The sequence below is a fragment of the Flavobacterium urumqiense genome, from assembly GCF_900108015.1.
In the GTDB taxonomy this organism is placed as follows: Bacteria; Bacteroidota; Bacteroidia; order Flavobacteriales; family Flavobacteriaceae; genus Flavobacterium; species Flavobacterium urumqiense.
This window is the reverse complement of the sequence record NZ_FNVP01000009.1, coordinates 16,911-40,967: the sequence shown is the minus strand read 5'-3', so window position 1 is coordinate 40,967 and position 24,057 is coordinate 16,911. Positions and strand designations below refer to the sequence as shown.

At 31.6% G+C, this 24,057-nt stretch carries 26 protein-coding genes; 11 read left to right on the top strand and 15 right to left on the bottom strand.

All coding sequences use genetic code 11. The features are described from left to right. The first annotated feature begins 95 nt into the window (after window positions 1-95). The gene (locus tag C4S35_RS11330; RefSeq protein WP_104000272.1) at window positions 96-647 is read left to right on the top strand and encodes a DUF3575 domain-containing protein; all 552 of its coding nucleotides are present in this window, start codon (window positions 96-98) and stop codon (window positions 645-647) included. A 7-nt stretch (window positions 648-654) separates the two neighbouring features. Here C4S35_RS11330 and C4S35_RS11325 read toward each other — a convergent pair whose 3' ends face one another. Further along, window positions 655-885, bottom strand: a complete 231-nt coding sequence (locus C4S35_RS11325; protein WP_104000271.1) for a VF530 family protein — start codon at window positions 883-885, stop codon at window positions 655-657. Between the two features lie 69 nt (window positions 886-954). Between C4S35_RS11325 and smpB the strand changes: the two genes are divergently transcribed. Both smpB and C4S35_RS11315 read left to right on the top strand, forming a co-directional pair. Then, on the top strand, window positions 955-1,407 hold the full coding sequence (gene smpB / locus C4S35_RS11320) for an SsrA-binding protein SmpB (protein WP_104000270.1): 453 nt from the start codon (window positions 955-957) through the stop codon (window positions 1,405-1,407). Between the two features lie 89 nt (window positions 1,408-1,496). Continuing rightward, a complete protein-coding gene (locus C4S35_RS11315; RefSeq protein WP_104000269.1) occupies window positions 1,497-2,540 on the top strand; it encodes a Fic family protein in 1,044 nt (347 codons plus the stop codon). A gap of 37 nt (window positions 2,541-2,577) precedes the next feature. Here C4S35_RS11315 and C4S35_RS11310 read toward each other — a convergent pair whose 3' ends face one another. Further along, window positions 2,578-3,219 carry a protein-L-isoaspartate(D-aspartate) O-methyltransferase gene (locus C4S35_RS11310; RefSeq protein ID WP_104000395.1) on the bottom strand — a complete coding sequence of 214 codons (642 nt, stop codon included), beginning with the start codon at window positions 3,217-3,219 and terminating at the stop codon, window positions 2,578-2,580. A gap of 144 nt (window positions 3,220-3,363) precedes the next feature. On the opposite strand from C4S35_RS11310, the gene C4S35_RS11305 reads away from it, so the two are divergent. The 8 genes from C4S35_RS11305 to C4S35_RS11270 all read left to right on the top strand — a co-directional run bounded on the left by C4S35_RS11305 (window position 3,364) and on the right by C4S35_RS11270 (window position 10,990). Beyond that, window positions 3,364-4,329, top strand: coding sequence for a Gfo/Idh/MocA family protein (locus C4S35_RS11305; protein WP_104000268.1), 966 nt, complete (start codon window positions 3,364-3,366; stop codon window positions 4,327-4,329). Window positions 4,330-4,335: 6 nt separating this feature from the next. After that, a complete protein-coding gene (locus C4S35_RS11300; protein ID WP_104000267.1) occupies window positions 4,336-4,932 on the top strand; it encodes a hypothetical protein in 597 nt (198 codons plus the stop codon). 1 nt (window position 4,933) lies between these two features. Next, on the top strand, window positions 4,934-5,821 hold the full coding sequence (locus tag C4S35_RS11295) for a 3-hydroxyacyl-CoA dehydrogenase family protein (protein WP_104000266.1): 888 nt from the start codon (window positions 4,934-4,936) through the stop codon (window positions 5,819-5,821). A gap of 75 nt (window positions 5,822-5,896) precedes the next feature. Then, window positions 5,897-7,117 (top strand): DUF1015 domain-containing protein, encoded by a 1,221-nt coding sequence (locus tag C4S35_RS11290; protein WP_104000265.1) that lies wholly within the window; start codon window positions 5,897-5,899, stop codon window positions 7,115-7,117. Between the two features lie 30 nt (window positions 7,118-7,147). Further along, window positions 7,148-7,807 (top strand): YggS family pyridoxal phosphate-dependent enzyme, encoded by a 660-nt coding sequence (locus C4S35_RS11285; RefSeq protein WP_104000264.1) that lies wholly within the window; start codon window positions 7,148-7,150, stop codon window positions 7,805-7,807. Window positions 7,808-7,881: 74 nt separating this feature from the next. Further along, entirely contained in the window at window positions 7,882-9,243 is a 1,362-nt protein-coding gene (locus C4S35_RS11280) for an exonuclease domain-containing protein (protein ID WP_104000263.1), read from the top strand. Between the two features lie 41 nt (window positions 9,244-9,284). After that, window positions 9,285-10,202 (top strand): tRNA (adenosine(37)-N6)-dimethylallyltransferase MiaA, encoded by a 918-nt coding sequence (gene miaA / locus C4S35_RS11275; RefSeq protein WP_104000262.1) that lies wholly within the window; start codon window positions 9,285-9,287, stop codon window positions 10,200-10,202. 47 nt (window positions 10,203-10,249) lie between these two features. Continuing rightward, window positions 10,250-10,990 carry an acyl-[acyl-carrier-protein] thioesterase gene (locus tag C4S35_RS11270; RefSeq protein WP_104000261.1) on the top strand — a complete coding sequence of 247 codons (741 nt, stop codon included), beginning with the start codon at window positions 10,250-10,252 and terminating at the stop codon, window positions 10,988-10,990. Window positions 10,991-11,294: 304 nt separating this feature from the next. Here the strand turns inward: C4S35_RS11270 and C4S35_RS11265 are convergent, their stop codons facing one another. The 13 genes from C4S35_RS11265 to C4S35_RS11205 all read right to left on the bottom strand — a co-directional run bounded on the left by C4S35_RS11265 (window position 11,295) and on the right by C4S35_RS11205 (window position 24,050). Continuing rightward, the gene (locus C4S35_RS11265; protein WP_073206317.1) at window positions 11,295-12,008 is read right to left on the bottom strand and encodes a response regulator transcription factor; all 714 of its coding nucleotides are present in this window, start codon (window positions 12,006-12,008) and stop codon (window positions 11,295-11,297) included. A 3-nt stretch (window positions 12,009-12,011) separates the two neighbouring features. Next, window positions 12,012-13,595, bottom strand: a complete 1,584-nt coding sequence (locus tag C4S35_RS11260; protein ID WP_104000260.1) for a sensor histidine kinase — start codon at window positions 13,593-13,595, stop codon at window positions 12,012-12,014. 59 nt (window positions 13,596-13,654) lie between these two features. After that, window positions 13,655-14,251, bottom strand: a complete 597-nt coding sequence (coaE, locus tag C4S35_RS11255; RefSeq protein WP_104000259.1) for a dephospho-CoA kinase — start codon at window positions 14,249-14,251, stop codon at window positions 13,655-13,657. A gap of 1 nt (window position 14,252) precedes the next feature. Beyond that, complete coding sequence (locus C4S35_RS11250) at window positions 14,253-15,251, bottom strand: glycosyltransferase family 2 protein (RefSeq protein ID WP_104000258.1); 999 nt, start codon at window positions 15,249-15,251, stop codon at window positions 14,253-14,255. A 119-nt stretch (window positions 15,252-15,370) separates the two neighbouring features. After that, window positions 15,371-16,177: an enoyl-ACP reductase FabI gene (locus tag C4S35_RS11245; protein WP_104000257.1), complete on the bottom strand. Its 807-nt coding sequence runs from the start codon at window positions 16,175-16,177 to the stop codon at window positions 15,371-15,373. A 119-nt stretch (window positions 16,178-16,296) separates the two neighbouring features. Continuing rightward, window positions 16,297-17,487, bottom strand: a complete 1,191-nt coding sequence (fabV, locus tag C4S35_RS11240) for an enoyl-ACP reductase FabV (RefSeq protein WP_104000256.1) — start codon at window positions 17,485-17,487, stop codon at window positions 16,297-16,299. Between the two features lie 95 nt (window positions 17,488-17,582). After that, entirely contained in the window at window positions 17,583-19,235 is a 1,653-nt protein-coding gene (gene recN, locus C4S35_RS11235) for a DNA repair protein RecN (RefSeq protein WP_104000255.1), read from the bottom strand. Between the two features lie 54 nt (window positions 19,236-19,289). Next, window positions 19,290-20,174, bottom strand: coding sequence for a type IX secretion system protein PorD (porD, locus tag C4S35_RS11230; protein ID WP_104000254.1), 885 nt, complete (start codon window positions 20,172-20,174; stop codon window positions 19,290-19,292). Beyond that, window positions 20,162-21,379, bottom strand: a complete 1,218-nt coding sequence (coaBC, locus tag C4S35_RS11225) for a bifunctional phosphopantothenoylcysteine decarboxylase/phosphopantothenate--cysteine ligase CoaBC (RefSeq protein ID WP_104000253.1) — start codon at window positions 21,377-21,379, stop codon at window positions 20,162-20,164. The genes porD and coaBC overlap by 13 nt, the downstream gene beginning before the upstream one ends. 7 nt (window positions 21,380-21,386) lie before the next feature. Then, complete coding sequence (locus C4S35_RS11220; protein ID WP_035671643.1) at window positions 21,387-21,704, bottom strand: DNA-directed RNA polymerase subunit omega; 318 nt, start codon at window positions 21,702-21,704, stop codon at window positions 21,387-21,389. Between the two features lie 4 nt (window positions 21,705-21,708). Continuing rightward, window positions 21,709-22,503 carry an outer membrane protein assembly factor BamD gene (locus C4S35_RS11215; protein ID WP_104000394.1) on the bottom strand — a complete coding sequence of 265 codons (795 nt, stop codon included), beginning with the start codon at window positions 22,501-22,503 and terminating at the stop codon, window positions 21,709-21,711. 130 nt (window positions 22,504-22,633) lie between these two features. Then, a complete protein-coding gene (gene dapA / locus C4S35_RS11210) occupies window positions 22,634-23,521 on the bottom strand; it encodes a 4-hydroxy-tetrahydrodipicolinate synthase (protein ID WP_104000252.1) in 888 nt (295 codons plus the stop codon). A 1-nt stretch (window position 23,522) separates the two neighbouring features. Further along, the gene (locus C4S35_RS11205; protein WP_104000251.1) at window positions 23,523-24,050 is read right to left on the bottom strand and encodes a DUF6913 domain-containing protein; all 528 of its coding nucleotides are present in this window, start codon (window positions 24,048-24,050) and stop codon (window positions 23,523-23,525) included. Window positions 24,051-24,057: the final 7 nt, after the last annotated feature.

Genomic DNA, 24,057 nt, shown 5'->3' with positions numbered 1-24,057 from the left:
AAAAACCATATTATTGGCCATTTGAAAGAATAATCTTTATATTTGTCTCCAAAAAATGTTACTTTTTATTGGAAAAGCATTATGTAACCTTTATTATGAAAAAATTATTATTAGTTTCAATTCTTTTCTTTTCAATCCATTCCCAAAGTCAAACCTACGTAAAAGTAAATGCTTTGACTACTTTATTGGGAGTACCAAATATAGGTATTGAGACTAGTATTGGAAAAAAATCAACTTTTCAATTAGATATTTTAGCCTCACCTTGGAAATCCGTAGATGGTAAGCCGCTTCAATTTTATATTTTTATTCCTGAGTATCGTTATCATTTTAAAGAAAAATATAATGGTTTTTATGTAGGAGCGCACATAGGCGCAACTGCATTTAATTTCCAAAAATGGAACTATCTAAATACTGATAAATATGAAAAAGGATTTGGCTATGTTATTGGAGCCACAATTGGATATCAAGCTAAAATAAATCATAAGTTTGTACTGGATTGCTTTTTAGGTGGTGGAAACCAACAGGGATTTTACCATGGCTATTATTTAAGTACCGGAGAACGCTACGAGACTGCTCATCATTGGAATAAAAGTGGCGAATGGTTACCTTACCGAGGCGGTGTTATGGTTTCCTACCGTATACAATAAACTGAAACTATTTGGCAAATTTAGACAAGGATTGAATATACAACTCTTCGATTTGCTTTCTTGCCCAATCTGTTTTCCGTAGAAAAGTTAAAGAAGACTTTATACTGGGATTGTCTGTAAAACATTTAATTTTAATAAGTTCTCCTAAAGTATCAAATCCATAATATTCTACTAATTGTTCCAGGATTCTTAGCAGGGTTATTCCGTGAAGGGGATCTTTTGATTTTGAATTTTCCATTTTGCAAATTTAAGTATTTATATAAAAACAATTGGTGTTTCGTAGATTTGTTTCTACCTTTGTACTCCTATGCTGAAATCAATAAATATCTACAATAAAAGAGCCAAATTCGACTACGAAATAATCGAAACATTTACTGCTGGTATTGTTTTGGCTGGAACTGAGATTAAATCAATCCGTTTAGGCAAAGCGAATATTACGGAGAGTTTCTGTGAATTTAGCAATAATGAACTTTTTGCAATTAATACTTATATTGAAGAATATACTTTTGGTAACCAATTTAATCATAAAGCGAGAAGCGAACGTAAGTTACTTTTAAATAAAAGAGAATTAAAAGGATTAATTAAAAGTGTTCAAGCCAAAGGATTAACAATTATTCCTTTGAAATTGTTTACCAATGAAAAAGGGATGGCTAAACTACAAATTGGCCTTTGTAAAGGAAAGAAAACCTATGACAAACGCGAATCCTTAAAAGAACAAGATACTAAAAGAGATCTTGACAGAATCAAAAAAGCATTTTAAATAAAAAAATGAATTTAAAAAATACTGACTTTTTTTTATTCAAAAAAAATGACTAAATTTGTCAAGACAATTTAAATCTTGATCTAAAAATGAAAACATTACTCAAAAATGCAAGAGAACAAAAAGGACTCAAAACCAGAGAAGTGGCTCAACTTTTAGGAATTGATCAAGCCTTGATTAGTAAATTTGAAAGTGGAAACAGAAAACCAACTAGAGAGCAAGTTATAAAACTAGCATCGTTATTGGAAATTGATTTAGAAACAATAATGGTAGCTTGGCTTAAAGAAAAAATTCTTTATGAAATAGGTCAAGATGAATTTGCCTTGAAAGCATTACTGGTTGCTGAAGAAGAAATAAGGTATCAAAGTAAATCTCCAAAGAAAAAAATATCTACTACGTTACAAAAAATCTTAGATGAAATTGATACTTTAAAGAGAAAACTAGATGGTTTTCGTCAATTTGATAGTTATAGCATTTCTCAGGCATTAGAATTAGAATACACTTTTGAAAGTAATCGTATTGAAGGAAATACTATGACACTTCGGGAAACTGATTTGGTTATCAATGAAGGTTTAACTATTTCAGGGAAAAGTATGAGGGAACATCTTGAAGTGATTAATCATCAAGAAGCCATTGCATACATCAAAGATTTAATGCAAAGAAGTAAATTCATAAATGAAAGCGAGGTACTATCTATTCATAATCTCATTTTGAGAGGAATCCATCCTGAAGATGCTGGTCGCTACAGAAAAGTGCAAGTCATGATACAAGGAAGCAGTCATCTGCCACCGTTTCTGGTTGCAAAAGAAATGGGAGATTTTTTCATTTGGTATGAAACCAATAAAAACAGTCTTCACCCTGTAGTTTTGGCTGCAGAAATACACGAGCGATTAGTTATCATTCATTCATTTATCGATGGAAACGGCAGAACTTCTCGTTTACTCATGAACTTAATTTTATTGCAACATGGCTACATCATCGCTAATATAAAAGGGGATTATGAAAGTAGAATGCTATACTATCAAGCACTGGAAAGAGCTCAAACTAAAAATAACAAAGAAGATTTTTTGTTATTTATAGCTCAAACGGAAAAAGAAAGCTTAGAACGTTATCTGAGTATTATTGGGCGATAAAAAAACGTATCGTTATTTAAGCGAGACAGGTTTCTATTTAATTTTTATCCTCTAATAATGGTACAAATCGAAACTCCCCAAACTCATGTTTTTCGAATTGCGTTTCATTTTTTCTGATTAACAAAGTCATAATTTGGACCTCTTCTCCTAACGGAATAACTAGCCTACCTCCTATTTTCAGTTGTGCCATCAAAGGCTGAGGAATAAAAGGAGCTCCTGCAGTTACTATAATACTATCAAAAGGCGCATAACTTGGTAATCCTTTATATCCGTCTCCAAAAGAAAGATGTTTAGGACGAATACTTAGTTTTGGAAATAAAATGGATGTTTGTTTGAATAATTCATTTTGTCTTTCCACACTATAAACCTTTGCTCCCATTGTACACAAAACAGCAGTTTGATACCCTGAGCCGGTTCCAATTTCCAAAATTTTGTGTTCTTTTTTTACTTCTAATAATTGAGATTGAAAAGCTACAGTATAAGGTTGAGAAATAGTTTGACCAGCCCCAATAGGAAATGCTTTGTCCTGATAAGCATAATCCTCAAAACTGGAATTTAAAAATAAGTGTCTTGGGATTTTTTTTATCGCATCCAAAACACTTTTATCAGTAATCCCTTTTTGTTCCAAAGTGCGTACTAATTGATTCCGAAGTCCTTGATGTTTGGCTGTATCTTTCAAAATTTTATATTTTATTTTGGTAAAAATAGAAAACAATTTTTAATATTAAATAGTGAATTTTAAATATTAAATTGGTCAAATAATTGTTTGATATCTTTAAAAAATTAATCATTTTATTGCTATTTTTGTACAAAGTAAATCATTATGCTGAAAATTGGAGTGTTAGGTGCCGGTCATCTGGGTAAAATACATTTGCGTTTATTACAACAATCTGACAAATATGAATTAGTTGGTTTTTACGACCCAAATCAAGAAAATGCCGAAAAGGTTTCTAAAGAATTTGGCTATAAACATTTTAGCACAATAGCTACACTTATTCATGCTGTTGATGTAATTGATATTGTAACCCCTACTCTTTCCCATTATAAATGTGCCAAAGTCGCTATCAAATCAGGCAAACACGTTTTTATAGAAAAACCAATATCAAATACCGTTGAAGAAGCTGAAGAAATTATTGCTTTAGCAAAAGAATATAACGTTAAAGGACAAGTTGGTCATGTTGAAAGATTCAATCCAGCTTTCAAAGCAACCAAAAACATGATTGATAACCCCATGTTTATTGAAACGCATCGTTTGGCCGAATTTAACCCTCGTGGCACGGATGTTCCAGTGGTTTTAGATTTGATGATACATGATATTGATGCTATTTTAAGTGTTGTAAAATCTAAAGTAAAAAGTATCAATGCCAGCGGAGTTTCGGTTATAAGTGATACCCCGGATATTGCTAATGCCAGAATCGAATTCGAAAATGGATGTGTTGCTAATTTGACAGCCAGTAGAATTTCGATGAAAAACATGCGAAAATCTCGTTTCTTCCAAAAAGATGCTTACATCTCTGTAGATTTCTTGGAAAAGAAATGTGAAGTGGTAAAAATGAAAGATGCGCCTGAAGTACCGGGTGATTTTGATATCATTTTACAAAACGCTGAAGGAGTAAAAAAACAAATTTATTTCTCGAATCCAGATGTGGAACAAAATAATGCAATTCTTGACGAATTAGAATCATTTGCTGATGCCATCAATAATGACACCTCTCCTGTTGTAACATTGGAACAAGCGACTGAAGCATTAAGAGTGGCGTACCAAATTATTGATTGTTTTAAGAAGTAGTTTTTGATGGATAATAAATTAGAAATTAAATATGGGAATCAAAAACAGCTATTTGAGATATTAGATGAAGAGATACGTGTAAATTTAAATACTGCAAAACATAAACTTAAGTATAATATCCCCTTAGAAGATATAGAAAATAGTTGGTATATAGAAAAAGGAAGTCTTGACAAAATAACGGTAAGACTTTACACATCACTCTTTTTAAATTTATTTTTAATTTTATGTGCAGTAGCTTTATTAAATAATGCACCTCCATTGGCTTTTAAAATACTTTGTTCATTCCTACTATTACCATTTATTTTTATGATAATAAAAAATACTAAGGAATATGAAGAGAAACACATAAAATCTTCAAAACATTTATATTTCATATATACTAAAAAAAATGCTGTAGAAGTTAATACATTCATAGAACTAGTGTATCAAAAGCAAATTGATTTTTTTAGAAAAAAATATTTTTTAATAGATCCTGTTTTACCATATAATATTCAATATGAAAGATATATTTGGCTCTACACTAATAAATATATCAATGAAAATGAATACGAAGTGATAAAAGAAGATTTAGATAAATACTTCAATTTTAATCCAACCATATAACATGAAAACAATAGCTGTAATCGGAGCAGGAACAATGGGAAATGGAATTGCCCATACCTTTGCACAAAGTGGCTTTACCGTAAAATTAATAGATGTTTCAGAGCAATCATTGGATAAAGGAATGGCTACTATCGCCGCTAATTTAGACCGAATGATTGCAAAAGGAAGTATTACTCAAGAAGACAAAGCAAAAACAATTACTAATATCATAACATATACTGATATCAAAGATGGTGTTGTTGGTGTAGATTTGGTTATTGAAGCAGCAACTGAAAATGTAGAATTAAAACTAAATATCTTCAAGCAATTGAATGCGGCATGTTCTCATAATACCATTTTAGCGACTAATACATCTTCGATTTCAATTACTCAAATTGGAGCAGTTGTGGCACATCCGGAGCGTGTTATTGGTATGCATTTTATGAATCCGGTGCCAATTATGAAATTGGTAGAAATTATTCGTGGTTACAATACTTCTGACGAAGTTACTAAAACCATTATGGATTTATCTGAAAAATTAGCAAAAACTCCTGTTGAAGTAAACGATTACCCTGGATTTGTAGCCAATAGAATTTTGATGCCCATGATCAATGAAGCAATCGAAACTTTATACAACAAAGTTGCTGGAGTTTATGAAATTGACACCGTAATGAAACTAGGAATGGGTCACCCAATGGGACCTTTACAATTGGCCGACTTTATTGGACTTGATGTATGTTTGGCTATTTTAAATGTAATGTACGATGGTTTCAAAAATCCAAAATACGCACCGTGTCCTTTATTAGTAAATATGGTTCGTGCAGGAAAAATGGGTGTGAAATCTGGTGAAGGTTTCTATGATTATTCTGAAAGCAAAAAAGCGGAGAAGATTTCTAAACAATTTATATAGTCTCAATGTAAATCGAAAGTCTTAAAGTCAATTTTTAGACATTCGACTTTAGTACTTTTGACTTTTGACATATTTATGGCTAAAATAGTTCCTTTTAAAGCAGTTCGTCCTACACGTGATAAAGTCTGCCTTGTCACTTGTCGTTCTTATGAAGAATATGTGAATGCCGAGTTAGCAGCACAATTGGATTTTAATCCGTTATCATTTTTGCATATTCTAAAACCGGCATATACCAATCAAGAAACTGTTTCTTTTAAAAAAAGATACAGACAGGTATATCAAAAATATCAGCAATTCAGGAATGAACTTATTTTAGTCAAGGATAAAAAGCCTGCTATTTACATTCATAAAATTGTTACCAAAACACATTCTTTCACCGGAATTATTGTAGGAACAAGTGTTGAAGATTACCGCAATAATGTCATAAAAAAACACGAAGATATCTTAGCTTTTAGAGTGCAGTTGCTTAAAGATTATATGAAATATGCCGAGTTTAACACGGAGCCTGTTTTGATGACGTATCCCGACAACAAAACAATAGAAAATTGGATTTATAATTGCACTCAAAAATTAGCCGACTTTGAATTTTCGACTACCAAAAAAGAGATCCATTATCTATGGAAAATTGAAGATTCATTAGAGATTAGTTGGTTACAAAATATATTTGAAAAAACAGAAAGTCTTTACATCGCTGACGGACATCATCGCACGGAAGCTTTAAAATTATTATCTGAAGAAAACAAAGACCTTGAAAATAGTGCAAAAGATTATATATTAAGTTATTTAATTTCCGAAAATAACGTTAAGATATACGAATTCAATAGATTAGTAAAAGATTTGAACGGTTTCTCGAAAGAGGATTTTATAAATGAATTAAGTACGAGTTTTGTTATAGAAAATAAATATAAGGAACCTTTTCAACCTTCTGAAAAACATCAATTCGGAATGTATCTTGACAATGATTTTTATAGCCTAATTTTACGAAAAGAAAATGAAGTTTGCGAAACTGCATTGGAAAGTTTAGATACACAAATTCTATACAAAAAAGTACTTTTGCCTCTTCTTGGTATTGAAGATTTACGAAATGACGAACGTATCGAGTATATCTCTGGAAAGCAATCCGTTTTAGAAGTAAAACAAAAAATTGATCAGGGAGAATTTGAAGTTGGTTTTATACTCTTTCCGTCTAATATAGAAGAAATAAAAGCTTTGGCCGATACCAATTTGATTATGCCTCCAAAAAGCACTTACATAGAACCCAAGTTTAGAAGTGGCTTAGTGATTTATGAACTTTAATTATACACTAATAAATTAAAAGACGAAAAAATGTCGATAGCTCAAAACCTACTTTCAATAAAATCCACATTACCGGAACATGTAACCTTAGTGGCTGTTTCTAAAACTAAACCGATTCCGGACCTGATGGAAGCCTATGGAGCAGGACAGCGCATTTTTGGAGAAAACAAAATTCAGGAAATGACTGAGAAATGGGAACAAATGCCCAAAGACATTCAATGGCATATGATTGGTCATGTTCAGACAAATAAAGTCAAATTTATGGCGCAATTTGTGAGCCTGATTCATGGAGTAGATAGTTTAAAATTATTGCAGGAAATCAACAAACAAGCACAAAAATATAACAGGGTTATTGATTGCTTATTGCAAATTCATATTGCCGAAGAGGAAACTAAATTTGGTCTTAATAAAGAGGAATTGTCTTCACTTTTATCTTCCAATGATTTTCAAGAAATGAAAAATATTCGAGTGGTAGGATTGATGGGAATGGCAACATTTACATATGATAAAGAACAAATCAAAAAAGAATTTACACATCTAAAATCGATTTTTGATACCATTCGCAGTACAAATTCACTGCAGTGTATCTCTACATTATCCATGGGAATGTCTGGAGATTATCAACTCGCAATTGAATGCGGAAGCACCATGGTTCGAATAGGAAGTAGTATCTTTGGAGGAAGAATTTGATTTTCAATTTTCGATTAACGATTTTTGACTTCGGATGTTTCATAACTTGAAACATTAAACATTAAACAAAAAATTTGTACGCAATACTTGACATAGAAACCACAGGAGGACAATTTAACGAAGAGGGAATAACTGAAATCGCCATTTATAAATTTGACGGACATGAGGTTGTTGACCAATTTATTAGTTTGGTCAATCCAGAAATCCCAATTCAGCCGTTTGTTGTAAAACTTACTGGAATTAATAATGCCATGCTGCGCTCTGCTCCCAAATTTTTTGAAGTAGCAAAACGCATTATTGAAATGACGAATGATTGCGTAATTGTAGCACACAATGCCTCTTTCGATTACAGAATTCTTCGAACGGAGTTTAGACGATTAGGCTATGATTTTGAAGCCAAAACACTTTGTACCGTTGAACTTGCCAAAAAATTAATTCCGGAACAACAATCCTATAGTTTAGGAAAACTAGTCCGTGCACTTGGAATTCCAATGGCCGATAGACATCGGGCAAGTGGTGATGCAATGGCTACAGTAAAGCTATTTAAAATGCTTTTAGACAAAGATTTAGAAAAAGAAATCGTGAAAGATTTTATCAAACTCGAAGTCGAAAAAGGAATTGCTCCAAAACTACTCGATATAATTGCTAGTTTACCTTCTACAACTGGCATCTATTACATTCATAATGAAAAAGGCAACTTAGTCTATATTGGCAAAAGCCTAAATATTAAAAAACGTGTCAACCAGCATTTCACAGGAACTTCTCCCAAATGCAAAAAAATTCAAGCTGAAGTCTTTACGGTAACCTACGATGAAACCGGAAGTGAATTGATCGCTTTATTGAAAGAAAGTGAAGAAATAAAAATCAACAAACCTATTCACAACCGAGCACAAAGGAAGAGTATTTTTCAACTGGCTTTGTACGCGGAAAAAGATGAAAAAGGCTATCTCAATTTAAAATTGCAAAAAGCAGATGGCCGAAAAAAAGAAATTACTTCGTTTACTTCCTTGCAGGAAGGAAAAAATGCGTTGTTTAGAATTACTTCGGCTTACAATTTGTGTCAAAAAATGACAGGTTTATATGTCACTAAAACAAACTGTTTTCAATACAGCATAAAAGAGTGTGACGGCGCCTGCATTGGACAAATTTCTCCGGAAGAATACAATGCGAGAGTTCAAGGCTTTATTGACAAAAATACATTTGAAAATCAAAATATGGTATTGATTGATAGAGGAAGAACAATCAACGAGAGAAGCGCTGTTTTAATAGAAAATGGGATTTATAGAGGATATGCTTTTTATGATTTGAATTATCAAATTCAGAATATTGAAATCCTTAAAAATATTATTATACCAATGCAAAATAACAGGGATACTAAGAATATTATAAAAGGTCATGTTCGAAAAAGTAAAACACTAAAAATTATTAAGTTTTAAGTTTTATTTGAATTTAATTTTAGTCATTCTTTATAACAAACATGAAATATTTAATTACTATAGTTGGACCTACAGCCATTGGAAAAACTTCTTTGAGCATTGTTTTAGCAGATTATTTCAAATGCGAAATTATTTCCTGTGACAGCCGACAGTTTTTTAAGGAAATGACCATTGGAACAGCAGTTCCCAGCAAATCAGAATTAGCGGCTGCAAAACACCATTTCATCCAAAATAAATCTATTTTTGAAAATTACACAGTTGGCGATTTCGAGAAAGACGCTATGGCTAAACTCGACGAATTGTATTTGACTAATGATTATGTGATTCTAGTTGGTGGATCTGGTTTGTATGTCGATGCCATACTAAAAGGTTTTGATGAATTCCCCGAAATTGATCTTGCAGTCCGTTTAGAGACAACGGCTAATTATGAAAAACTAGGAATTGGGTATTTACAGCAAAAACTGGAAGCATTAGATCCTGATTATTATAAAACCCTACTCATAGAAAATCCGCAAACTTTACAAAATCCGCAACGAATGATGCGTTTTCTAGAAGTATGTGTGGGCTCTGGAAAACCGTATTCTTCCTTTTTGAATCAGAAGCAAAACAGTCGAAAGTTCACTCCTATCCTTGTTGGTTTAGAAGCTGATAGGAAGATAATTTATAACCGAATCAATCAACGGGTTGATATCATGATGAACGAAGGTTTATTGGCTGAAGCCAAAAGTTTATTTCCAAATAAGGAATTGAATGCACTACAAACCGTGGGTTATAGGGAGTTATTCAGTTATTTTGATGGTGAAATCACATTGGAATTTGCCATCGAAGAAATAAAGAAAAATACCCGACGGTTTTCAAAACGCCAACTGACGTGGTTCAAAAGAAATGAACATACAAAATGGTTTGATTTTGAAACTCCATATGAAGAAATTGTTGATTATATCAATTCAAAAAAGTAAAAAATTTTAAATCTAAGAATACGCATTCATAATTAATAATTATCTATATGCCAATAGCTCCAAATTTTACTTCCATTTTAAGCAAAGACTGGGAAATCAATTTTACTCAATGCGCTCCAAATGGTAATTTAAAATATACAGACTTATGCAATATTCTTCAACTGACAGCTGCGGCACATTCAGAGATTGGAGGGATTAGTTTTTCGGACATGCAGGAATTCAACCAAGCTTGGGTTTTAAGCAGAATGCGAGTTGAAATCGATGCTTTGCCTAAATGGGGTGATGTAGTGACAGTAAAAACATGGATTAATTCTTTAGAAAATTCTCGTTCTGTACGTGCGCTGGAAATGTATGTTAATGGAAAGAAGATTGTAGGTTCCGAGACTTTTTGGGCAGTTTTCAATACTAAAATTCGCCGACCTGAAGGCTTGGCTTTACCATTCGAACATTTTGAATTATATCCTGATGCAAGAGCTACAAAACATGGTTTTTCAAAAATTAATTTGAATCATGAAAAAGAGATTGTTTTTGAAAAAACGGTATTCTTGTCCGATTTAGATATTGTAAATCATGTAAATAATGTAAAATATCTGGAATGGTGTTTAGATTTGGTTGAAGAAAAACTAATTCTAAAACAAAAAATTGAAAGTTTCGAAATGAATTTTCTGAAAGAGTTATCTTTAAAAGACAAGGTAATTATTCACGAGAATTTGAATGAAAAAGAAACTATTTTTAGCATCACAAAAGAAGATAAAACCAGCTTCGCTTTACAATTGAATTGGAAATAGGATGAATTTTTAATTTCATAAAACCCTCGCCACAGACAAAAGAGTACGATTATCAATAAGCACAATAAAATAATTCCAAAACAAATGGCTTCGATTTCTGGAGTTCACTAAAAAAATTCTCACATAAAAAATAGAAACAAAATCATAATAAAAAAATGAGATAAACGCTCTAAAAATCGCCTAATTGAGATTGAAAAGGTTTAATTTAAAAATATAAGAAAGGCTTAAACTAATGTAAAGAAAGTTTAAGCCTTTTTATTTAGAGGTATTTTTTCAGTGCCCTCGATTTTTGGAAGCTTTTTTCTTATGCTACTTTGTTTTTTACAACTAGTCTAAATCCTTCACCATGAATATTAAGGATTTCTACATCTTCATCTAGTTTAAGATACTTTCTTAGTTTAGCGATATACACATCCATACTTCTTGATGTGAAATAGTTGTCATCTCTCCATATTTTGGTTAAGGCCAATTCTCTTGGCATCAAATCATTTTCATGAAGAATTAACATTTTTAACAACTCATTCTCTTTAGGAGACAATTTAATTGGCTCTTCATTATTAAAAGTTAAAAAACGAAGTTTTGAATTAAAGTGAAATTTACCTATGTTAAATTCAAATTGTGCTTGTTCTGCCTTAGTATCTGATGATTTTCTTTGAATAATCGCTTTAATTTTCATCAAAAGAACTTCAGAATCAAAAGGTTTGTTTAAATAATCATCGGCACCAGCTTTGTATCCTTTCAAAACATCCTCTTTCATAGATTTTGCTGTTAAAAAAATGATTGGCACTTCGTTGTTTTTTTCTCTGATTTCTTTTGCAAGCGTATAACCATCTTTATATGGCATCATAACATCCAAAATACATAAATCAAATGTATCTTTTTTGAATTTTTCAAACCCTTCCATTCCATTTTTCGCTAAAGTAACATCAAAATCATTCAGCATCAAATAATCTTTTAGTACCGCACCAAAATTCAGGTCGTCTTCCACTAAAAGTATTTTTTTATTTACATTTTCCATATTTTAATTTATTAATGGTAATTTTATTATAAAGGTACTTCCTTTCCCCTTTTCACTTTCTACATAAACTTGACCATTATGGTCCTCAACAATTCTTTTTACATAAGATAAACCTAAACCATGCCCTTTGACATTGTGCAAGTCCCCAGTATGCTCCCTATAAAATTTTTCAAAAATTCTTTTCTGAGCAGTTTTACCCATTCCTAATCCATTGTCCTTTACTTTAATGATAACCATGTCTTTTACATTTTCAGTAAAAACATCAATTTTCGGAACATCAGGAGAGTATTTGATTGCATTTTCCAAAATATTCACAAGTACATTTGTAAAATGAACATCATTCAACAAAACAGTCTCTCTTGTCGCATCATAATGCGTTGTAATTGTACCTTCTCTGTCTTCTAAAATCAAATTTACATGCTCAATTGCCTCATTAATAATTTCTTCCAAATTACAAGATTCTTTAGCTATATCTAATTCTTTTTTCTCTAATTTAGAAATCCGCAGAACGTTTTCTACTTGAGCATGCATCCGTTTATTCTCATCTCTAATCATTTGAAGATACCGAAATACCTTTTCTTTATCATCTATTATTTTTGGATTTTTAATAGCATCCAAAGCTAAATTGATAGTTGCAATAGGCGTTTTAAATTCATGTGTCATATTATTAATGAAATCTGTTTTGATTTCAGATATATGACGTTGACGAATCAATTGATTCAATGCGCTAGAATAAGCAATGAGAATAATAAGCGTAAATATTATTGACAGGATGGTTATACTAACGAGATCAGATAATAGATATTTCTTTTTATGCGGAAAAGTTACTAATAATTGATATTTGCTATTTCCTTCATTATCCGTAAAGATGGGGATTGAATAAGTGGCATTTTTATCATATTTAAAATCTTTTGATTTTACTTTTGTTGCCAAATTATTACTATAAATTCCAAATTCGAATTTTGTATTTACACCATATTCCTCTAATTCTTTTTTAATCAATTTCTGTAAAACATCCGTGGAAACACGTTCGTCTAGAGGCATCGCAGACAGAACATCTTTTGAAGAAATTTCAAAGATTGCATTATCTAAAATATCGAGATTTCCTGATTTTTCAATTCTAACATCAGGAATTAAACTTTGATTAATACCTGTATTATCAATATTATTGTTATTGTAAACTTCTGTTACTCGCTTAGAACTAAAGCTCTTGAATTTTTCACTATCAAATTTTTTATCAAAGAACGGCGGAGAAATATTGTAGTCTTCAGCTATAATACTGTTAGAATAAATAATAGTTTTATTCGTTTTAGGATTTTTCTGAACATAATAAAACTGCAATAAATCATCTTTTTTGGGAAGCTTTCCGGTACTATCCTTGATATGATTTATTTTATCATAAAAATTATAGGTTTCTTGTTTTTGAATTATATCAGCAACATTACCAATAACTTGTTTAACATGAAATTTAAATTGCTCATCATTATTTTTGAATGATGTATTGAACCAGTAAACTTGAACCAGAATTATCCCAATCAAGGATAAGCTCATCAATAATACCAGTACTCTAAAAAAAAGTTTATTCATCGAAACAAAATTAGTATTTTAACAATATATTAAATAATACATTAACCAAACATTAACATCTAAGTAACATTTTGTTTAATCTTTAAAATTTTAAGAATTTTAACAATTTCCGACTTTGTTTCTTCAATATTTGTGTTTTTAATGACAAAATCACTTTTTGAAATGCGTTTTTCGTCATCCCATTGCATATTTATTCTTTTTAAAACCTGCTCTCGTGTCGTTTTATCTCTATCGATTACTCTTTGAATCCTTGTTTCTAAAGGTGCTGTGACAGATATTATTAAATCGCAATTTTTATAACCTCCACTTTCAAACAAAATGGCTGCTTCATAAATTACAAAAGGAACATCTTTATGATTTAAAATCCACTCGTCAAAATGTCTTTTTACGGCAGGATGAACAATAGTATTCAGTTGCTCCAGTTTTTTAGGATCACTAAATACTATTTCGGCAAGTTTTTCTCTGTTTAATTTATTATTTTCAAAACCTGAATTACTAAATACAGCTCTAACGGCATTGACAACTTCGGTAGACTGCATTAACTTTCTCGCTTCATCATCAGCAATATAAACGGGAATTCCTAAAGATAGAAATTCATTGGCAATAGTTGTTTTTCCGCTGCCTATACCGCCCGTTAAACCAATAATTTTTGTCATATTATACTTTAAAAAATAACTCTGGAAAAGCTTCTTGTGGTTTTTGTTTGAGAATGATGATTTTTACAAATGATTCTAAAAATCCTGTTCCATAACCATAAAACTGCTTCCAAACGGCAATTAAAGATAAGTAGCCTATTTTTAGACTCCTATTCTGGTACGTAGACACCAAAAATAGTACCAAAAAATAACCAAAATAAAATTTTAGCAGTAAATCATGATTAAAAATCAATAAAACAATTGCTAAAATAAATCCTACTAAAAAGAAGGTAGGGAAGAAAAAAGTAATTTTATTATATTTGGGGTACCAGCTATTTAAAATAGGTCTTGCTTTTCCAAATTTGTTCACCTGAACAGAAAACTTATTCCAGTCTATTCTTCGTTTATGGTAGACGAATGCTTTAGGAAAAAGTTTGGTTTCAAAACCTAAGTTCCATAAACGTATGGATAAATCTGGATCTTCCCCCGGGTGAATATTTCCAAAACCTTTTGATGCTTCAAAAGCTTTTCGAGACAAACCCATATTAAAACTTCGGGGCTGAAATTTATCTATTTTTTCTGAACCGCCGCGGATTCCACCTGTAGTAAGGAATGAAGTCATGGCAAAATTGATTGCTTTTTGAATATCTGAAAAACTATCCAAAGCTTTATCTGGCCCTCCAAAACAATCTACATAATTTTGTTTCAAAGCATTATCAACTTCCGTTAAATAATGTTTTGGAATAATACAATCCGAATCAAAGATGATAAAATAATCCCCTCTCGCCTTTTTCATCCCATAATTTCTTGAATCTCCGGGTCCTGAATTTTCTTTGTAATAGTATGAGATATCTAATTTGACACCATATTTTTGAGCAACATCTTGACATCTTACTGTTGAGCCATCTTCAACAATCACAATTTCAAAAATTTCATTATAATCAGATTCTGACAAACTTTCTAAAAGTTCATCTACCTCTTCTGGACGATTGTAAACTGGAATGATTAAGGAAAATAACATACTCTTGAATGTGGTATTTAGGTATTGATTTTATTGACGAGAAAATTTTAACAAATGTAATCTTTATCCATAAAAAAACCATCAAATAGCAGTTGATGGTTTATAAAAAATAAATTTATTTATTCAAACATTTCCATCACTTCTTGACTCACTCCCATATTTGAAAACCCACCGTCGTGCAATAAATTTTGCAAAGTTACTTTTCTGGTCAAATCAGAAAACATGGATACGGTGTAATTAGCACAATCTAAAGCCGAGGCATTTCCTAAGGGAGACATTTTTTCGGCAAAAGCTATAAATCCACCAAAACCTTTTACACCTTGACCTGCTTTTGTAGCCGTTGGAGATTGCGAAATAGTATTCACTCTTACTTTTTTATCTCTTCCAAAGAAATAGCCAAAACTGCGGGCTATAGATTCTAAATATGCTTTATTGTCAGCCATATCATTATAGTCCGGAAAAACACGTTGCGCTGCCATATAAGACAAAGCTACAATACTTCCCCACTCGTTCATCGCGTCTTTTTTATACAAAACCTGCATTACTTTATGAAAAGAAACCGCAGATACGTTCCAGCCTTTCTCCGTATAATCATAATTCTGATTTGTATAGTGATTTCCTTTTCGAACATTTACAGACATTCCAATCGAGTGTAAAACAAAATCAATTTTTCCTCCAAGAATTTCAATTGCTTGATCTACTAAATTTTCTAAATCAGTAACAGATGTAGCATCCGCAGCTATAATTTGAGAACCTGTTTTTTGAGCGAGTTGATCAATAGTTCCCATTCTCATGGCAGCCGGCGCATTCGAAAGAACAAAAATCCCTCCTTCTTCATGCACTCGTTCAGCCGTTTTCCATGCTATAGAATTTTCATCCAAGGCACCAAAAATAATTCCTCTTTTTCCTTTTAGTAAGTTGTACATAATTCAATTATTTTAAATGTATTTTTTATAAAAACAATGCACCTTAATTTCGAAATGAATAATACCATTGTGAAATTAAGATGCATTACGGAAACTAAATATTCAATTTAGTAATTGGATTAAGCGATACTTTCGATGTTTACTACTTCGTTTGCATCCGCTTTATAATCTACTCCTTCAACGTCGAAGCCAAATAGATTGTAAAAATCTTTTCTGTATCCTTCTAAATCTCCCATTTCAGATAAATTTTCAGTTACAGCTTCAATCCACAATTTTGCCACTTTCTCTTGAACGTCAGCACGCATTTCTAAATCGTCGATGCGGATTCTTCCTGACTCATCAACTGGAACTTCATTTCCAGTGTATAATCTTTCTTGATATAATCGTTGAATTTGCTCAATACAACCTTCGTGAATTCCTTCTTCTTTCATTATTTTATACAATAAAGAAATATACAATGGAATAACAGGAATTGCAGAACTTGCTTGTGTTACTAACGCTTTATTTACAGAAACAAATGCTTTCCCATCAATATCAGCTAAACTGTTAGTGATGGCAAATGCAGTCGCTTCAAGATGATCTTTAGCACGGCCAATAGTTCCTTTTCTGTAAACTGCTTCCGTCAATGATGGTCCAATGTAAGAATAAGCAACTGTTGTAGCTCCTGGAGCCAATAGATTTTCTGCTTTTAAAGCATCAATCCACATACCCCAATCTTCACCACCCATAACGGCAACCGTATTTTCAATATCATCACCACTGCAAGGCTCAATTGAAATTTCTGAAACTTTACCTGAATGAAAATCAACGGTTTTATTGGTAAAAGTACTTCCGATAGGTTTCAAAACAGAACGGTGCAAAACACCGGTAACCGGATGCATACGAACAGGAGAAGCTAAACTGTAGATAATCAAATCAATTTGACCTAAATCAGCTTTTATTAAATCTAATGTTTGTCTTTTAATTTCATTTGAAAAAGCATCGCCATTAATGCTTTTTGCGTATAATCCAGCTTTATGCGCTTCATTTTCAAAAGCTGCAGAATTGTACCAACCCGGTGAAGCGGTTTTCCCTTCAGAAGGTGCTTTTTCAAAGAATACGCCGATAGTTGCTGCATCTGAACCAAAAGCACTTGTAATTCTGGAAGCCAGTCCAAAACCGGTTGAAGCTCCAATTACCAATACTTTTTTAGCTCCCGCAATAGGACCTTTTGATTTAATATATTCAATTTGATTTTTAACATTTTGTTCACATCCCTTTGGGTGAGATGTCGTACAAATAAATCCTCTCATTCTAGGTTCTATAATCATATTTTGTTATTCTTAAATTTATTATCCTTGAAATTATTTTTGGTAATACCACACAATTCCTTTTTCTTAAAAGGAAACAAATATAAAGCTAAAAATTAATTCAGCAAGGCTTTTGCGTGATTTAAGGCCGAATCAGAAACGATAGTTCCAGATAACATTTGAGCTATTTCGACAATTCTTTCTTCATTGTTTAATAACTTTAATTCGGATTGTGTGTCCTCACCAATAGTCGATTTGAATACTTTGAAATGTGCATTTCCTTTTGCAGCGATTTGAGGTAAATGGGTGATGGCAAAAATTTGCATTTCCTGACTCATCTCTTTCATGATTTCTCCCATTCTAATTGCAATCTCACCCGAAACACCAGTGTCAATTTCATCAAAAATTAATGTTGGTAATTTTGAATATTGTGCTAATATCGCCTTCACAGCAAGCATAATTCTGGACATTTCTCCACCAGAAGCCACTTTTTTCAGTAAGCCGAAATCTGTTCCTTTATTCGCAGAAAATAAAAACTGAAGTTCGTCTTTTCCGTTCGGTAAATACGTTGAAGTTCCGTTAAGTTCTATTTTAAAACGAACATTAGGCATTCCCAAAGTTTCTAAAATGGTAATCAATTTTTGAGATAAAACAGGAATTGAGTCCAATCTATTCTTATGAATTGCATCCGAAAAATCATCTAATGCTATTGTTTTATTCTGAATTGAATTTGTCAATGCAGTAATTTCTTCTTCTAAATTTCCTAATTCTAAAACTGAATTTTCTAAATTGGTTTGAATTTCCAATAATTCATCTACTGAAGAAACTTGATGTTTCTTTTGCAGATTAAAAATTACTTGCAACTTTTGACTTATTAAATCTAATTGTTCCGGATCATTAATCAGTTTCTCTGAGCATCTGTTTAACTCATCTGAGATATCATCAAATTCAATTGTTATACTTGTTACTCTTTCTAATAAGGAATGATATTCTGTAGAGAAAGAAGCAATTTTTTGCAATGAAATCTTGATTTCATTCAAATTATGCAAAACTCCTATTTGTTCTTCATTGGCAATAGCCAACGATTTATCTATTGATTCTTTTATAATCTCAACATTATTCAACTTTTCAAAATCGGCCTCAAGAACTTCCTGCTCGCCAGATTTCAATTGTGCAGCAACTAATTCATCTAATAAAAAAGTATTGTATTCTTGCTCTTTCTTAGATTCACTTTGTCTTTTCAGCAGTGAATTTAGTTTCGATTTATCTGATTTATAACTTTTCAAAAGAATTTGATAATCCAAAATAGTCAATTGATTATTTGCAATTGCATCAATAATTTCGAACTGAACATTTTCATCCGAAAGTTCTTGGGTTTGTTGTTGCGAATGAATATCAATCAAAAACAAACTCAATTCCTGAAGTTCCTGAAGATTTACAGGACTATCATTTATGAACGCTCGTGATTTTCCCGAAGACAGAATTTCACGTCTAATAATAGTGTCGTCTTCATAATCCAAATCATTTTCCTCAAAGAAAGGACGCAAATTATATTTTGAAATTTCAAAATGAGCTTCAATAATACACTTTTCTTCTTTGTTTTTCAACGATGTCAAGTCGGCTCTTTTTCCTAAAACTAGGCCTAAAGCTCCTAATATTATTGATTTACCCGCACCAGTTTCTCCAGTGATTATTGAAAAACCTTTGGAAAAATCAATGGTTAATTTTTCTATAAGCGCATAATTTTTTATCGAAAGAGAGGTAATCATTTAAATTTGTTTTGTGATGAAGAACAAGGAGTATTTAGCAAATTGAAAAATCAATCAATACTTAATTAATGCCCATTTACTCGAGTTTAAGGGCGATACTTTATTCAAATTATCCACTAAATCTGAAATTGTAATACTGGGTCCACCAGAAAATATGGAAACTATTTCATCTGATTTAGCGTCAAAAAATATCCTAGTTAAAAATGCATTTGGTCTTGAATTATTCAATTTTGACAAATTAAATAAAGAGGCTTTTATTCTCTCTTTTGAAGCTTTCAAATCCTGATTCATCAAATCTAATCCCGTATGATAATCAAATAAGGTTTGTCTAATGTCAACAAATGTTGGAGATAATAAATCGTTTATCAAAAAGTAACGGTTTTGGTTACCATCGCTTTGGGTCCATCCTTTGTATCCACCTTGTTGTGCAACATTCGAAATATTTTGTGCAACTTCAAAATTAGGATTTCCTGATTGCAATACAAAAGTATCCGCATCCATCCCTACTATTATATTGCTATAAAAAGCTAACACAGACACTAAATTTGAATCGAAAGAACTTGGATTAAAAATTAAATTTTCAAATTCAGTATACCTGAAACTAAAATCTTTATCATTATAATTTAATACTGGAGAGGAATAAGATGAATTGAAAACAGGTCTTGATGATTGTACTTGTATTGTTGCCGTAAATTGATCAGAGTTGTTCGATAAAACAGTAATATACATCGAACAATTAATTTTTTCATTTTGTTTAAAAGTCTGTCCTGTCCAATCTGTTTTATTTATAAATTCACTTACTGATGCTTCTAAAGTTTTAAAAACTTGTTGATTGGCATTACTTAATTTTTGCGAATTTACTGTGACAACACAATTTAACTGTTGCGCTTGTGTAAGCCCAAAAGTAATTAAAAAAAGAAAAGTAATTATTTTATACATAAAAAATGCTCTATTACTTTGTTTAATATATCATCAGCCACTGCTTCCTTTGATTTCAAATCCATTGGCTCAATATTGAAAAACTTATCTATAAAGGTAACTTTATTTGTAGCTTTCCCAAAACCAGCTCCTAAATCTTGTAATGAATTTAAAACAATCAAATCTAAGTTTTTTTTCTGAATTTTCAACTTAGCATTCTCAATTTCATTTTCTGTTTCTAAAGCAAAACCAATTAAAAACTGATTTTTTTTGATTTCTCCCAAAGAGGCTAAGATATCTTTCGTTTTTTCGAGTTCAATAGTAAAATCATCTGCACTCTTTTTTATCTTCTGTAGCGCAACGTTTTTTGGTTTATAATCCGCAACAGCGGCAGCGGCAATCGCAACATCAACATCAGCATAATACTGATGACAAGTATCATACATTTCTTGAGCAGAAACTACAGGAATTACTTTTATTAATGTATTAGCTACTTTACAATGTGTAGGGCCAGTAATGAGTATTACCGAGGCACCTAAATTTGCAGCACTTGAAGCAATATCAAAACCCATTTTTCCTGATGAATGATTTCCAATAAAACGTACAGGATCTATCGCTTCGTATGTGGGACCGGCAGTAATTAATATTTTTTTCCCTTTCAATGGCAAGCTGCTTTCTAAATCAGCTTCAATAAATGCAATAATATGTTCTGGTTCAGCCATTCTGCCTTCTCCGGAAAGTCCACTAGCCAATTCTCCACTTTCAGCAGGAATTATAGTGTCACCAAATTGAGTCAAAGAGAAAAAATTAGCAATTGTGGATGGATGTTTATACATATCCAAATCCATTGCAGGAGCATAATAAACGGGGCATTTTGCAGATAAATAAGCCGCAATCAAAAGATTATCACAAGTACCGTTTGCCATTTTAGACAGAGTATTTGCAGTGGCAGGCGCAATAACCATTATATCAGCCCAAAGAGCTAATTCAACATGATTGTTCCATTTTTCATTATCGTCGTCTTGATTATAAAAGCTTGAAAAAACAGGATTTTTAGATAACGTAGATAACGTTAATGGAGTTATAAAATCCTTAGAAGCAGGTGTCATTATCACTTGGACATGTGCACCTGCTTTTATGAAAAGTCGTACTAATGAAGCTGTTTTATAGGCTGCAATCCCACCAGAAATACCTAGTAAAATTTTCTTACCGTTTAAAACTGACATTGTACTATTATTTATTTGAATCCCTGTGGTAAATTTTACCGTCTAACCATTCTTGAACCGCTAAAGCATGTGGCTTAGGCAATTTTTCATAAAATTTAGAAACCTCAATTTGTTCTTTATTTTCAAAAACTTCTTCAAGACTGTCATTATATGTAGCAAATTCTTCCAATTTCTCTGTCAATTCTTTTTTGATTTCAGAATTGATTTGGTTTGCTCTTTTAGCCATAATGGTTATCGCTTCATACACATTACCAGTAGGTTCTTCAATAACGTTTTTGTTGTAAGTTATTGTATTTACCGGAGCATTCGTCTTTTTTAAATCCATGACTTTATTTATTAAATTTTTGTAAATCTTTTTCAATTCTAGCTAACATTTCGTCAGCCGTCTTTTTGTATTTTGTATTTGCATCAAACTTTATAAGATTTGAATGTGCCGTTTTTGCAACATTTAATCTTTCTTCCATTTTTGCAGGAATACTGTTAATTGCTAATTGGTAAGCAGAATCATATTTATAAAACAGCGCATCTTCCTTATATATTGTTCCCGGATAATCTCCTAAAAAAAGATCAAACGCAACTATTGCTGATTTATAATCTGATATAGTGTTATATCCTTTTGCATTTTCATATACCTTTTTTTCTATTTTTTCAGTTAGCACTTTTACAGTTTGGTTTGCCTCAGCCAAATATTGCGAGTTAGGGTAATTATCGATAAATGCTTGTAATTTTTCAATAGCCTTAAAGGTATCTTTTTGATCTAAACTATATACTGGCGATAGCATTGAATAACTTTTTGCACCTAAGTAAGCCGCTTCTTGAATTTTTTCACTTTTTGGATAACCTGAAACAAAACTTTCAAATTGATAACCGGCTAAATAATATTGTTTGGTTTTGTAATACGATTGAGCAAACATATAAAACAACTTTTCAGCTTGTGGCTTCCCTCTGTATGCTGGAGCAATTTGCTCAAACAGACGAATCGCTTTAGTATATTTACCTGAATCATATAATTTAGTTGCCATATCAAATTTCACAGCAACATCTTCGGTTTTTAATGCTTTTTGATATTCATTGCAAGAACTAACGACAACAACAAGAAGCAATAGCGATATTATTTTTTTCATTTTTTTACTTTTTTTCTGATTTTCACAGTTTATTTTAACATAAAAAATCATACCGAAGTTTCGGTGGCAAATTTAGTTATTAATTTAGCTACTTCAAAATATATTTTTGTTTAAAAAAATATAAGGTTTATTACCCAAGTTTATTGATTTTTTTAACAAATTGGTCAATTCGTACTGCCAACGATTCATCGACTTTTATTAATGGCAAACGAACAATGTTTTCAGCTATACCCAGTGATAGAAACACTTGTTTGATTCCTGCAGGATTTCCTTGTTCAAAAATCATATCAATACCGTCATCTAAAATGTATTGTGTTTTGAATGCTTCATCCACTTTTCTATTCAAACCCAAACGGATCATTTCTGAAAATTCTTTGGGAAATCCTTGTCCAATTACGGATATAACGCCTGATCCGCCCGCCAAAACCATCGGTAAGGCAATCATGTCATCTCCAGATATTACAAGGAAATCTTTTGGCTTATTTTTTAATAATTGCATCGCTTGTACGATATCGCCTGCTGCTTCCTTGATAGCCACAACATTTTTAAAATCATTCGCCAAACGCAAAACTGTCGATGGTAACATATTACTTGCTGTTCTGCCCGGAACATTATACAAAATCACTGGAATTGGAGATGCTTCAGCAACTGCTTTGAAATGTTGGTAAATTCCTTCTTGTGTTGGTTTATTGTAATAAGGAGAAACAGAAAGCACGGCCACAAATGAAGATAAATCTCTCGTTTTAAGCTCTTCCACTACTTTCATAGTGTTATTTCCGCCAACTCCTAAAACCAAAGGCAAACTGCCATTATTAGCTTCGATGACTGTTTTGATAACTAATTCTTTTTCCTCTTGAGACAATGTAGCATTTTCGGCAGTTGTACCAAGTATTACCAAATATTCAATTCCGCCATCGATTGAAAAATTTACAATTCTTTTTAATGCTTCGGTGTCAATTGAAAAATCTTCTTTAAATGGAGTTACAAGGGCAACACCAGTTCCTATTATTGATTGCATATTATTGTATTATATTTTGTTTAAATAATTTTATATATCTGAATAATTCATCTGTGAAAACTTTATAATTTTTGACGTTCGTACCAATGGTCAAATGATTTAATTTTTTATCGATTGTTGAAAAACCTACTTTAAATACTGCTTTTGAATTATGTGTAATCAGCATTAATATTGCTTTTTCTACATCGTAATAGCTTATGAGTAAATCAAACTTTTCATTTATAAAATCATTCACATTTGGATTTTCAATTGCTCCATTCCAACTAAGATGTTTATCACTGAAACCAGGTTGTGAATTTACATCATTTAACTTAAATCTATCTTTGTACACTATCGTTTTGATGCTTTTCTCTGGAATTCCGTTTGCTATCAACTCCTTAATCAGCGCTTCTTTTTCTGTAAAATGACTCGCATCAATGAGTAAACCAACGGTTTGTATTCCAACTGAAAGTATATTACTTTTTAAATTGTGCAAACTGTTTTTTAATTTTTTTTTTACGTAAAAATCCTTTATATAATTTAAAAACATACTACTT